The sequence below is a fragment of the Mycoplasma todarodis genome, assembly GCF_004335995.1.
Classification (GTDB): domain Bacteria; phylum Bacillota_I; class Bacilli_A; order Mycoplasmatales; family Metamycoplasmataceae; genus Mycoplasma_K; species Mycoplasma_K todarodis.
Genome location: NZ_PSZP01000002.1, coordinates 1 through 13,182 on the forward strand (window position 1 = coordinate 1; position 13,182 = coordinate 13,182).

Genomic DNA, 13,182 nt, shown 5'->3' on the forward strand with positions numbered 1-13,182 from the left:
AATGAAGATATAAGCCAGACAGTGCATATATATACGTATATATCCACCGAGGTACAAGATCAAGAACTAGTACGCTAGGTCTTGGTTTTTTATTTATTCGTTTTAGAAGGTAGATAAAACTATGGCGTTAACAACAATTTAACATAGAGAAAATGATATAAATAAGTTATAGAAGAACTATATAAGGCAATACCAAAACTTAGGAAAGTAATAACTAATGCATCTTTAATAACGATAAATTTCTTGTTGCATATTGCTTTACCAGTCATACTTTATTTTATATTGACAGCAAACATGCAAAAACAAAGTGAGTTATTTATTGCCTTTGGTGTTTGGATGGGAATAGGTGCTTTAGATTTATGTCGTATATTTATTGCATCTAGTTATAAAGGGGTATATGAAGATTACATGATACCTTTATATAAATCTGAAAAAAAGAAATTATTATTAGAAGTAATGAGAACAGGGACTCCACTTCTATATGTTGATGATATTAATTTTCAAAACCTAGTTTAAAAGATTATATTGCTTTATCTATAGGTTATCTAATAAAATAGATATTGATGATTAGTCTTCTTTCCCTTAGTATCTGGTTTTAATTTAAATTACTATTTAGGATGTTATTTCAATACAATAAGAATTCAAACTCGAATGAACAATATATATAATGTTGTGTCTTACAATAGATATTGAATACCTGATGATATAAAAGATTTAGCCGATAGTGCTATAAGAAAAGAAGGATGATTAAACTCTTAAAAGCATAAACAAAACAAGGATATAAGAATGTTAGTATTAACCAGTATTCTTATATCCTTGTTTTTAATAATTCTAATTCTCATCCTTGTCATCATCTTTATCTCTAAAAGGATTCTTGGGATCTTCGAAGAATCATCATAAACCCGAACAAAAGAAACACAAATGAAAGAATAGGAAGACAAATGTGACTATTGGAAAGAAGGGATAATAAGGAAATGATCTGTCTTTACCTTTAAAAATAAATCTTATAAAGAATAAATCTCACACTTCGTTGCTTAACTCTCATATTAAGACTCAAGAACTACCAAAGATTATGGTGTTTTGTTTTAAGGTTATTCCGATAATAAAAGGTATGAATCCAATCAGTAATATTAATATTCATCTTAATATACAGCTTAAAGAATTGCTCTTGATTAAATAAATATTCATTATTTTAAAAACGGTTATTGATATCGGGAAAAAGAAAACTCAAAATCATTTTTGTTGCCCCTCTGCAATTAAGGGTAGTGTTAAATAGAAAAATATTGTTATAAAGGATATGTTGAAGAATATAAAAGTATTCTTTAATCAAGGTTTATAGTTTCACTTCAATTTAGTGAAATAAGCAAAGATCAACGTTGGAATAAGTAAAATCGCACCAGTTACTATTGTTAAAATAAGTCTTAGTGTAAAGTAATTACTATTCCACTCTATTATGTAATCTTGAAGGAAGTAAGAACCAATAGAAAAGATAGTTGCTATTAAATATATAAAACAAGTTAATAGCTTGGAATCTCTTACTTGTTTATTTTTATTTTGATCCGGTTGTATTAACACATCGTAGTCTTCTTCAAACTCTTGCAAATCATTTTCAGTGAAATATGTTTTTTTCATTAGTCCTCCTCCTCCTCCTTGGTTAATCATTTATTTTATACCACTATGCAAAACGATTGATTGTAATTGATAATCATTTTTAGCATATAAAAAGTGAACTCATTTATAAGGTTCACTTTGTTACCCATTCATACAAATTCTTAGTTAGATTCGCTTGCTTCATCATCTTTAGAGACTTCTTCATTTTTCTTAACTCATTCATATAGTTCTTTAACGGAAAATCGTGCGCCCTCTTCTGTAAAGTCTCAGGCAACGTGTTCCCTTACACTGTATCCTTTTATGTTTGCATTAAGTTCACGTATGAGAAATAACAAATAACCATATATAGAAGCTATTTGATTATTAGTTACATAATCAGGAGCTATGGAATCTAGTTCGTTTATAAAAGAATCTAATTCATTAAATGTGTTTAATAAAAGTTTAGAACTATAGTGTTTTAATTTTTTAATTTTTCGTTTGCCATTTACCATTTTGACTTCAACTAGCTCAGAAGTTAGAATTTTAGTTTCTCATAAATATGCTATTTTACTATAATCAATTCTTCCATTGGCTTGAATATCAAATATCTGTTTGTTTGCTATTTTTCTTAATTCTTCTAACTTATCGTTGTTTGTATGATTCCTTTCGTTAATTAGTCTTTCAATTTCTTTAAGCACAGTGCTATAATCTTGAACAACCTCAACTAAATTAGAAAATTTTTCTACTAAAATATCGCTGTAATTAGTTAATTGAATCTGGAAATGAGATTTCCTTTTTACTTTATTTTTTAATCGTCACCCTAACAAAAATACCAACAGCGAAATAATTGCTGCTGCCAAGGAACCTAAAAATGATTGTCAAAATAAATTCATAAATAAATGGTATCAATAATTGCTGTGGAAATAACATCAGCATTATTGGATTTGCTTTTCCAAATAATTATTTTATAAAATTTAGGGTTAGATTATCTATTGGAAAGAATAAAAATATAACTCGAATAAAATTAAACTTTACTACCAACCATAGTTGGTGGTAAAAAAGAACTATGGTTGTGATAATTAATACATGAAAAAAGAAAATACAAATACAGATATAAACGAAGCAGTAATGTTGGAAGAAATCAGGTCTTTACTGGGTTTAACGATAGAAGATTTTGTTTACCAAATGGAATGGCCTAACTCTAAATACTATGATTACATTAAAAACGGAAGGCGTAGACCTGGTGAAACAGAAAGAAAAAAAACTCACCCTACAATCCATAAAATTTTCACGGGAATTAATAAAGCCGTTAACACTTATCCTCTTTGAGAAGAAAACTCAATTGCAATAACCGCTATAGTAGTTAAACACTTAATGAAATGAGAACAAAAAAACTAGTTGAATATTTCATCTAGTTTTTGTTTGTCGTATTTGACATATTTTATATTTAATTGTTCTAATAGACCCTCTTGTATAGAGTCTAATGTTTCAACACCTACATAGATCTTTTTATATTCAAGATTCTCAGCAGTATGGATTACCTTTTTAAACTTATGTTCATAATGAAGTAATTGCCCGATTGCTAAATACAATGCTGGGTAAGATTTTATTTCAATTATTTTAAAAGTTTGTTCTTCTTCATTGAAAGAAGTTAAATCAGCATGAGAATTTTCTTTTCTTAATTGGATCTCATGAGTTCTTGCGTAGGCACCTATTGCGTTCATCATTAATGTGTGATTGTAACCTTTATTTGTATTGGTTGATATTGTAGATTTTTTTGATTCTTTAGGTGGTTTGAATTCTTCTTCTTTTGAAGATTCTTTTTTTGCTTTTCCCAATTCAAAAGATTTTGGTTTATGATTTCTTCTTATTTCTGGTATTTCATTTGTTTCCACAAATTTCTTTCAGGCTTTTATTGCACTTCTACGTCTTTTGATTACATCTTCAGAACTTTCCTTGTCAATTCTCTTTTCTTCTTTTTCAAGGAATTTAATGGTTGCTATTTTTTTGAATTTTTCTTTAGCTTCTTCAACGTTATAAACATAGAATTCTTCTTTTATTTTATACTCGCCAGATCTTGAAGTTTTTCTAAAATCAGCAACACCCAAAGATTGAAGTGCTTGATTATAATATTGCCCTTGCCTTGAAACATATCCTATTGTGTTTGCCGTATCTTTATTTGTGAATCATTCTTCATTAGAATAAGTTACCCAAACTTTGAATAAAATATTTAGATTATTTGCTTGGATTGTAGTGTTATTCATAATTCCTCACAATCACTTCTTCAACTTTTCCTCGACCACCACCATTTGAATTAATGCTTCTTCTAGCCTTAACTATATTTACTTCAAATTCTTCATATAGATTTCTTATAAATCTTGTATTGTTATTTGAAAGCATAAACTTAACACCCATGTCATCAAGTTTTTTACATAACTTAGCCAATTTAATTTGACCTTTACGTCCGAACCCACCTTTTTGATATGCATCAAATCCATTGACACCTTCTTCATAATCATAGGGAGGATCAAAGTATACAAAATCACCGGGTTGAATATCATGTAAGGCTTTAGCGAAATCAGTATTTCTTATTTTTACTAGTTTCTTATTACCTTCTTTTCTACTTAAGTAATTAGATACTTTTTCAATATTAGGATATTCATATGTTTTAACCTTGTCTTTCTTACCAGATGGTACATTGTAGTATCCAGATGAATTAACTCTGTACATACCGTTAAAACCCGCTTTATTAAGATATATAAACCTTGCCGCACGTAATTGTTCTGAAAAATTATTAAAAATCATTCCTCGACCAGTTTCTTCTGATAATCTATCTAAACTTCTTATGTCTTTAAAGAACTCTTCATTATGTGCAGTTTCCATTAGTATTAATAACTCTAATAGTCTAAAGTACTTCTTATGACTATTAAGCATCTTATATGCATGGATCAATTCCTTATTCATATCGTTGATAACAGCTTTACGTGGTTGAAAATCAAATAATAAAGCTCCCCCTCCAATGAAGGGTTCGTAATATGTGCCAATTTCTTCACGTTTTGGCATTAGTTTTCTTAGCTCGGGAAGTAGTTGTCTTTTACCTCCAGCTCATTTAATAAAAGGAACCATGGTTCTATTATATACCAACTATGGTTGGGTAAGAAAAGTAAGTGTTGATTGATCAATAAAAAAAACAAACGTAATCACATTTGTTTAAAAATAGTTTTTGGGATTTAGTATAGAATTTTTTTGTAAAAATTTAACTATAGAATCTGTTCTTTTACCAATCATTTCTATATTTCATATTTGTGGAATGGATTCGAAAGCATCTAACATTTGCTCTTTAAAAAGTTTTGAATCATTAAGTGAATGGGTTTTCTTTTTTGAAAAACTTAAATAGTCTTCACTGTTTAATTTGTCTAAGTAAGATTTGTTAGAAATACCTTTATTTATGGAACCACTAATAATAAAAATATTCCCTATTTTCTTGTTATGTTTTTGTAATAACTCATCATCGCATTCTTTTGTGATTCAATATTGAGTATCTTTTGGCAATAAGTGTTCAACATCTATATTTCCATCTTCTATTAACTCAGTGCTTTCTCTGAATGTATTTTGAGTTTTGAAATTATTGATTAATTTATATAATTGCAAGATGTGTTGACGTTTATCAAAGTCGGTGTTTGTGAGTGGTGAATAAAGTTCTTCTATTTTACCTTGAACATTCCTTAAAGTTCACGACATCAATCTTTTATCTAATGTTTTAAAGATGTTTTCTATATTCAAAGCATTGTTTTCTATGTGATTATTAATATCAAAGATTATCCTTGGTATTTCCCTATCGATCTCTTTTGAAGGTAAATTATTAATGGTGAAGTGTAAAAATGCTTGTTTTTCTAAGTAATTAATGACTTTTGCAAAGACATCTTCATTTACTAGTTCTCTTTTAAATAAATCAGCAAATAATAAAAATAAGGGTTTGTAAATCATTGGTGAAGTAAGAAAAGCTCTTTCTACATCGTGTTTGATTTTTATTTCTTCATAAGTCGCTGTCTTTTGAATGAAATATTCTTTATAGGTGTTGGCATAACTAGAAAGCATATCTAATAATGATTTAGCTTCTAAACCTTCCTTTATTTTTGTTGAATATTCATTGAATAATTCTTTCTTTTTGATGTAGGACTTTTTGTCAATCATCATAACTCACCTGAAAAAATTTGTAATTGTGGCTGAATTTATTTTCTCACCCTCTTTAATATCATCTATGATCGAGTCTCATAAAGCCTCTTTGTTAGAAGTGTTTGATTTAGATAATTCTTTTAAAAATAAATTCTTAATCAAATCTGATTGAGATAATGCCATACCTCTAGAATTTAATTTTTCAAACAAATCAAACGCCATAGATTCATCATCAACTAATACAACACCCAATTCGATTGTCAATAAACCATATAAGGTATAAATTTTATCTGTATTTGTCAATTCATTCACTTCTTTTATTATTTTTTGATAAGTCTTAAAATATCTGGAATTATTATTAATTTTTTGTTCAAATTCTTCAGTAGTTTTAGATTCATGAAGAGCCTCTAGAGCTTCTTTATCCAGTTTGTTGAGCGAACGTATTGAAGGAGATATTTCACCAGTTGTTCCATCAAAAGTTAACGTTCTAGAAAGTAAATTTCAAATTGTTTTGAAGGGGGCTCCTTTTAGAATGTTGGCATCAACATCATTATTAATTATTTCTTGTTGGATATGTTGGAATACTTTTAAAAATATATAAATAGTAGTTAGACGTTGTTGACCATCTATTATTTGAAAAGGTTCATCATTTTGTGTTTTTGTTATTACTATATTACCCAAATAAATACCCGATCTCTGTTGTTCAAGACTATTTTTAGAAAATAAATTAATGTTTCCTCCATTCGCAAGCATATATTGATAGTCATGTTTAAAATTACTAATGAAATCTTTAAGTTCTTCGAAGATAAAATCAATATTTTTGTCCTTCCATTCGTAACGCCTTTGGTAGGTTGGCACTTCTAATTGTCCGAGATTAACTTCCAGTCGTTTATCAGAGTTATTATTTTTACTGTTGAATTCAAAAAGCATCCTTTTATGTATGTCTAATTTTGTCATTTTTATCCCCTATTCTTATTTATTTTAGAAATTAGATCATACATTGTTGATTACACAAAGGATCCATGGTTGAAAAATAATATAAGAAGCATATAATTTGATGAATAAAGAGTAATTCAAGGAGAGTAATAATGAATAAATTGAAAAAAGAAAGGGTTGAATTAAATGGTGAGAATTTTCTTTCTGATTTATGAGGTGTAAATCACGAAGAGATGGAAAAATTTGGAATTTTTAATAGAGATATTATTTTTGATGAACCAAAATATATTAATATTTATAATTTGAAGAAAGGCGAAAATCGTTTCTTCAAGGAATCCTGAGAAAAGTTCGTTCTTAAATTAGCTAAATTATTCAAGAATGCAAAAGAAGGTAAAACACATTGAGCTATCAATTATTTTGAGAATTGCAAGGAAGCAAAAGAGTTGGGGTTGGGTATTGGTTTTTTTGCAAAGGATGGAAAAGGAATAGGTAAAAAAATAGCTAAGCAATTAGTGGGAACTGTTTTAGAATATTTAGAACTTAAGGAAGAAGAATTTAATGATGAAGAAATTTTTTGAATTTTAGGGTGTTTAACCAATAACATAGGGAATGATAGGATGACCGATATAATTTTCCACATTATTAGAGATGAGATTGTTGCATATAACATCTATGCATATAATACTTTAACTGGTAATAATATAGAAGATGAAAATGGGTTACCTGAAAATATACATGGAATAAAACAAATGAGTTTGCCGATCGAGATGCTTTCGGATATCCCTGTTTTTAAGAATTTTCAAGATTTTATTCAGAATATCGGAGTTCTTATGGAAGAAAAGATTCAAGTGGAAACAGAAATCAAAGAAAGTGTTATGAACATCATTGAAATTCAGAAACGAAAAGATGAATTAAATAAACAAAAGAATAAAAATAATGAAAATAGGGAAATTATTAAAATGAAACAAAGTGAAAAGATTGAAATTGCAAAATCAATCAATGAAAAGGTTTTAAGTGAAGCATTATTGTTGCAATCTGAAATTCAACGAGACAATATCGCGAAAAACGAACCTAGACATTTATTAAAGGTTCAAAAAATCCCTAAAAATATTAGTATGAATAATATTATTTCAACAATTGAAAATATTATAGAATCACACACTAATTACAATACTATAGATCAATTTTATAAAAATGAAAAATCATTAAAAAAAGAAGTGCTCATTGCAAAAGAAATAGCAAGAGAGTTACAAAACCACTTTCAATCCTTGGAAGCTAAAATTTATTTGGAACCAGAAATAGGCAGAAACAGGTTTGATCTTATTATTAATTACAATAATAAGGAGTATTTAATTGAGTTCAAAACAATACACAATCAAAAACTTAAAGAAGGTTGGAATAAACAAATGAATCAATATAAAAGAGTTAAAAAACCTTGTGAAGTAGGGTATGTAATTTTTTCTGTTGATTATGATAACCGGTCACAATCAATAATTAATAAAGAAGGAGAAGTAGCAACGCACATTTTGGATAACCCCATTGATGATGCTCATTTTAAAATCATCAATTTTAATAAGTCGAAACCAGCTTCCAAATAATAAAGTTAAGTGAAGACATATCAAATTTAAATATTAAAAAAATATCTAGAAACAAAACTGAGGTGCAATATTTAAAAATACTTATTTGTTCTATTTATGACTACTTTTATTATCAAAATAACATTAGTTTTTTTTGGATATATAAATTAAAGATACATATTCAGAAAGGAGGCGCAATGACATCAGTCACTAATACACCTTCTTTCCTTAACAAAGCTTGCTAAAACAAGTCCTAATTTGAGGAATAAGCCAGACAGTGCATATATATACGTATATATCCACCGAGGTACAAGATCAAGAACTAGTACGCTAGGTCTTGGTTTTTTTATTTATTCGTTTTAAAAGTATTGAACTCCTGCTTGAATCAAACTAGATATATTTATTACCTTGTATCAAAAACATCTTAAAACAGCTTCAAAAGTAATTTTAGTTAGGGTTTAGTGTATTTATACAAGAGGTATATTTTTCTATGTTAAAAAAACAAAGAAAAAATAATGAATGAACTTAACGAATTCAATAAAGATATGAACTGGGGTAAGTCACATACTTCTGTGAACTTAGCGAAGTCAATCACTTTAGAGGATTCAGAAATCTTAGAATTATATCAATGAGGTGCGGAATGTACTGATAAAGAAAACCTAGCTGAAGAAATAGCTAACGTTGCTATATGCCTTCTATTGCTAGCTCAAAACAATGGCGTAGATATGAATGAATCTACCCTAGGTAAAATCAAAAAGAATGCTATTAAGTATCCAAACAAGAAATAAAAAAACGATAATCCGTTTTTTATTATGTTTTTTTAAATTATTAAAAAGGGTTATGTAAATTTCTTTATTGATTTAATACTCTTTTCAAATTCATTTTTGTCAATATTATTATTCCTTATTGAGAATTAAGTCTTTTATAAGAAGTGTGGCTGGCGTATTCTCTTTTTCATAAAGCATCCTTGTAGTCTGAAATAATCCTAACGGATGATAATTCTAAACTACTTTTAGAAGTTTTTATGTATTTTTTAATATTGGCAAAATCAATGGATGTTAATTTATTGTTGTTTAAGTTTATATGGATGGGATGCATATTTTTTATATGGGACATATCTAACTTACCAACAAACAAATTGTTTTTAAAAACTTATACTCGAAATCGTTGGATGTAGCATACTAAAGTGAACTTATCGAATTTATTATCTAAAATAAGGTTTATTTGTACATCTCGCCCTTCGTAGTCCATATATTTAAAAATCTCAGGAGAAAGATAATCCAAATCTAAAGATGATAAATCATAATAAATACCTGGCGCATTATAGCAAGTATATTTCCCGGTGATTATGCCTAACAAAGCATTACCAACTAAATCTAGAAAATCTTGAATGAATTCGGGAACCTCCAAAAGAGGTATTTCTTCTTTAGATTTTAACTCCTCAATCTTCGTGTTTCTAAAATGTATTAAATTATTTACAAAATCGGTAGTTAATTCATGTGAATTGGCACGGTAGGCATTACCTGAAAAAGAAAATTCTTTTTCACTTCTTCTTACCTCTCTTTTTTACCACAAGAAGCAACGGCTATCACTGGTGTAACAATTGTGGTTAATGATATTAAAGACTTAAAAATAAAGCTTCTTTTGAACACGCTATCTCCTTTAATGAATCTATACAAATTATAAATCTTTTATAGAAGAGGTTATGTTATTTAAAAATAGGATGAATAAAAAATAATTTTAGTTTAATAAAGAGATAAGTTAGAGTGAGGTGTGCGTTTTAATTTAAGAAAAAAACAAAAAAAGAATGCTATTAGTATCTAACCCAATTTCTTTCAACTTTTCTTTTTGAGGGTTTCTTAAGGAATTGGTGATTGCTTTTTTGAGATTATTAATATTCTTGATAAAACATTTTATTTATATTTTGTGAGTTCTTTGTTATAAATGGATCTTTTAATAACAAAAGCGTTAAAAAGGAGAGGAGAATAAAATAAATAAGAAAATTATTTTAGGAACTTCTCCACCATTAGCGGCAATAGCAATACCCATGACTGCGGTGATATCTTGTGGTAAAAAAGAAAGTAAGGATGAAGAAAAAGTTATAGTTTTGGATAAACAAGGTGAGAAAACATAGAAAGAATTTGATGGTTGAGTAGGGAAACACCTTAAAAATGATAAATCACAAGAAAAATTAACTCTTAAGTACAAGGGTAAAAAAGTAGTTATTGAAAAAGGTTCTACACTTAAAGAATTGCAACAAAAGTTGGGTAATTTAATTAAGAGTTAGCTACGAAGAAAATAAAAAAAGAGTTTAACAACTCTTTTTTATAAATGAACAATACTAAGATTACAAAAAATATAATAGAAACAGTTTCCTGTTCTTGTTATATTTTTTAAAGAATGAAATATTATTAAGCTTATTTGTTGATTTAACACTCTTCTCAAATCTAAGTTTATTAATATTGTTTTTTATTGATGGTTCGAGCCTCTTATGAGAAGTATGGCGATATCCCATCTACAAAATATCCTTATCGGTTATTTGTTTCAAAAGAAACATGTAGACTATATTTGAAATATTTGAAATCTTGCTATCGTCTGGTGTTGATGATGAAAAGAGGGTATGTTGAGTATCTAAAAATAATGGATACAACTTCTCTTCTTCGATATTGTATAAGCAAACAATCCTCATAAAGTTTTCTTTCCCGTTTCTTATTGGCGTTTTTAAAATTTTCACTTTATTATCATTGATAATATATGGTTCAATAACATCACCTTCATCAAAAGAATTTATAAACTCTATCCTTCTAAAATTTTCACCTTGAAACATATCTTTAATTATATATCTATCAGCAAGTCCATATTTGCGTAAAGTTCAATAAACTTTTTCAACATTAGAGTCAGAATCAATGAAATCCGCATTTCTATTGGAAGAAATATAATCTTCCAATTCTCCGAGTGTTTTTGAACCTAATAATTCAATGTGTTCAAAAATTAATTTTGCATATTTCTTAGCTTCTTCTTTATCTCCAGAAATGAAGTTTGAAAAAGAGATTTCTTCCTCTGAATGGAATGAAGCCCCCTTATCCATTTTAAAACGGATACTTTTAAAGTGAAAATTAAAAAAATCAATCATATTCAATAAAGTATAACATTATATTAAAAGTGAAGTGACCTTATCTTTTAATATAGAAAATGTATTTTCCAATAGGAAGAGATTATTCTTCATTATAAAAATTTTTTCTAGATACCTTTCGATCTCAAAATTATATGAGGAAAGACTTTTAATTATATTTTGCTTTGTGATCATTGGTATGGCCGATCCAGAAGAGTCGGATTTAATCATTTTTTCGATATTCTTTTTATTTGAAAAAATACCATCACCTCTTAAAATATAAATGTTATTTGTAGAATATCACCCTTTTGTTGCGATGTGTGTTGTGAGGGTGCCACGCGTAGTTACTATTAAGGCTGTACCTTCATTATTCTTTTGTTCGCAAAATGAAACAATCTTTGAATTATTGAAGTATCTGAACTTACCCTTATTTTTAGGCAATACCTTACCCTTAGAAGTTTGCAAAGTTATATTATGAGGTGTTTCCCCGGGTGCTGAAATTTTTGAAAGTGCATGTAGTTTACTTCTCATTTCTTTGATAATATTCATAACCCTTTCTATAGGTTCAATAATGTCTATTATTTTTTGTTGTTCTTGAATTGAAGGTAAAGAAACTTCAAATTCTCTTCAATCAGAGATTCTTGTTGCAGGTCTTGTAGAACCAGTGATAATTTTCCTTCACTCCGAATTGCTCTTTAAAAAATAAAAAAGATATTTTTTTATTACTTTTTTTTCATTCACATCTCCAACTAAAAAAGCGGTGTCAACATTTCAAATTGGTTGATCGTACCAAAACATTTCCATGGTACCTTTACGAGGAAGAGTGAATGATGATTTATTGTATTTTGAATTTTCTGTGCTCCCAAATATACCACCCGAACCAACAACAGGTACACTCCCGCTTTTTTCACTTAAAACTTTTGATCCAGATATTATTTTTATAATATTTCCTAGTTTATAAATTCCCATTATCACACCTTTCATTCAAAATTTAATTGTGGGTAACCACATTAATATAAATTATAAAGGAGTAACTATGGAAAAATACTTAAAATATCTAAATAAAAATAATTATTCAAAAGCAACAATCCAAACATATTCAAATGTCTTAAAACAATACGAAATATTTTGAGGTGATATAAGGAAAATTAAAAAAAAGCTTTTCACTTATTTGAAGAGCCCGAATACAATTTGAACGCATTACAATATACTTTGTGCCTTTATGCGCTTTAAAAATGATAAAAGACTCAATAATTTAAAGGAAATAAAATTACCGGCAATTCCCAAAATATATATGCCAGTATTTTCAAAAGAGTTTCTTATGGAAAAAACAAAGGATCAATCAAAATATAAAAACGTTGTTATTCGATTTCTCTTTGAAACTGGTATAAGAGCATCTGAATTACAAAGTATTATTAGAATTAAAGGGGATACCATACTCTTAAAGGGTAAAGGTGCGAAAATAAGGGAGATTTTTCACAATCCGAATACAACGAAGTTTTTTAAAGGATTTAATTTCACTTCAAAAACATTGCGTTTATGAGTTAAAGATGTTCTAGGAAGGGAATATACACCGCACTCTATTAGAAGATCTCACGCAACTCACATGTTACTTAAGGGAGCTAACCCAAAGATGGTAATGCTACAATTAGGACACTCAAAAATAGAGACTACATATCGGTATCTCCATATGTCCAAAAGTCAAAATAGAAAAATATATAACAAGTACTTTTAGTGCTTGGTTTTTTAATGGGAATTTATAAACTTAAAGATTTGGGGGAGTGATCAAGA

General features: G+C 28.1%; 13 protein-coding genes. 5 read left to right on the forward strand and 8 right to left on the reverse strand.

Annotated features, from left to right (window positions below; translation table 4 throughout):
- Positions 1-119 precede the first annotated feature (119 nt).
- Complete coding sequence (locus C4B25_RS04690) at positions 120-269, reverse strand: hypothetical protein (RefSeq protein WP_168380645.1); 150 nt, start codon at positions 267-269, stop codon at positions 120-122.
- A gap of 67 nt (positions 270-336) precedes the next feature.
- Between C4B25_RS04690 and C4B25_RS00295 the strand changes: the two genes are divergently transcribed.
- On the forward strand, positions 337-516 hold the full coding sequence (locus tag C4B25_RS00295; protein WP_168380646.1) for a hypothetical protein: 180 nt from the start codon (positions 337-339) through the stop codon (positions 514-516).
- A 315-nt stretch (positions 517-831) separates the two neighbouring features.
- Here the strand turns inward: C4B25_RS00295 and C4B25_RS00300 are convergent, their stop codons facing one another.
- Positions 832-1,632: a hypothetical protein gene (locus tag C4B25_RS00300; RefSeq protein ID WP_131613076.1), complete on the reverse strand. Its 801-nt coding sequence runs from the start codon at positions 1,630-1,632 to the stop codon at positions 832-834.
- A gap of 140 nt (positions 1,633-1,772) precedes the next feature.
- A complete protein-coding gene (locus C4B25_RS00305; protein ID WP_131613077.1) occupies positions 1,773-2,483 on the reverse strand; it encodes a hypothetical protein in 711 nt (236 codons plus the stop codon).
- A 193-nt stretch (positions 2,484-2,676) separates the two neighbouring features.
- Between C4B25_RS00305 and C4B25_RS00310 the strand changes: the two genes are divergently transcribed.
- On the forward strand, positions 2,677-2,988 hold the full coding sequence (locus C4B25_RS00310) for a hypothetical protein (protein WP_131613078.1): 312 nt from the start codon (positions 2,677-2,679) through the stop codon (positions 2,986-2,988).
- Here the strand turns inward: C4B25_RS00310 and C4B25_RS00315 are convergent.
- The 3 genes from C4B25_RS00315 to C4B25_RS00325 all read right to left on the reverse strand — a co-directional run bounded on the left by C4B25_RS00315 (position 2,985) and on the right by C4B25_RS00325 (position 6,723).
- On the reverse strand, positions 2,985-3,854 hold the full coding sequence (locus tag C4B25_RS00315) for a hypothetical protein (protein WP_131613079.1): 870 nt from the start codon (positions 3,852-3,854) through the stop codon (positions 2,985-2,987). The genes C4B25_RS00310 and C4B25_RS00315 overlap by 4 nt on opposite strands.
- Positions 3,847-4,716 carry a DNA adenine methylase gene (locus C4B25_RS00320; RefSeq protein WP_131613080.1) on the reverse strand — a complete coding sequence of 290 codons (870 nt, stop codon included), beginning with the start codon at positions 4,714-4,716 and terminating at the stop codon, positions 3,847-3,849. Before C4B25_RS00320 ends, C4B25_RS00315 begins: the two co-directional genes overlap by 8 nt.
- 84 nt (positions 4,717-4,800) lie before the next feature.
- Positions 4,801-6,723: a DUF262 domain-containing protein gene (locus C4B25_RS00325; protein WP_131613081.1), complete on the reverse strand. Its 1,923-nt coding sequence runs from the start codon at positions 6,721-6,723 to the stop codon at positions 4,801-4,803.
- Positions 6,724-6,854: 131 nt separating this feature from the next.
- On the opposite strand from C4B25_RS00325, the gene C4B25_RS00330 reads away from it, so the two are divergent.
- Together C4B25_RS00330 and C4B25_RS00335 are read left to right on the forward strand one after the other, a co-directional pair.
- Positions 6,855-8,300, forward strand: a complete 1,446-nt coding sequence (locus C4B25_RS00330; RefSeq protein ID WP_131613082.1) for a hypothetical protein — start codon at positions 6,855-6,857, stop codon at positions 8,298-8,300.
- Positions 8,301-8,794: 494 nt separating this feature from the next.
- On the forward strand, positions 8,795-9,067 hold the full coding sequence (locus tag C4B25_RS00335; RefSeq protein WP_131613083.1) for a MazG-like family protein: 273 nt from the start codon (positions 8,795-8,797) through the stop codon (positions 9,065-9,067).
- 1,727 nt (positions 9,068-10,794) lie between these two features.
- On the opposite strand, the gene C4B25_RS00345 is transcribed toward C4B25_RS00335, so the two are convergent.
- Positions 10,795-11,367 carry a hypothetical protein gene (locus tag C4B25_RS00345; protein ID WP_131613085.1) on the reverse strand — a complete coding sequence of 191 codons (573 nt, stop codon included), beginning with the start codon at positions 11,365-11,367 and terminating at the stop codon, positions 10,795-10,797.
- A gap of 63 nt (positions 11,368-11,430) precedes the next feature.
- Positions 11,431-12,360, reverse strand: coding sequence for a restriction endonuclease subunit S (locus C4B25_RS00350; protein WP_131613086.1), 930 nt, complete (start codon positions 12,358-12,360; stop codon positions 11,431-11,433).
- A 67-nt stretch (positions 12,361-12,427) separates the two neighbouring features.
- Between C4B25_RS00350 and C4B25_RS00355 the strand changes: the two genes are divergently transcribed.
- Complete coding sequence (locus C4B25_RS00355) at positions 12,428-13,126, forward strand: tyrosine-type recombinase/integrase (protein WP_131613087.1); 699 nt, start codon at positions 12,428-12,430, stop codon at positions 13,124-13,126.
- Positions 13,127-13,182 lie beyond the last annotated feature (56 nt).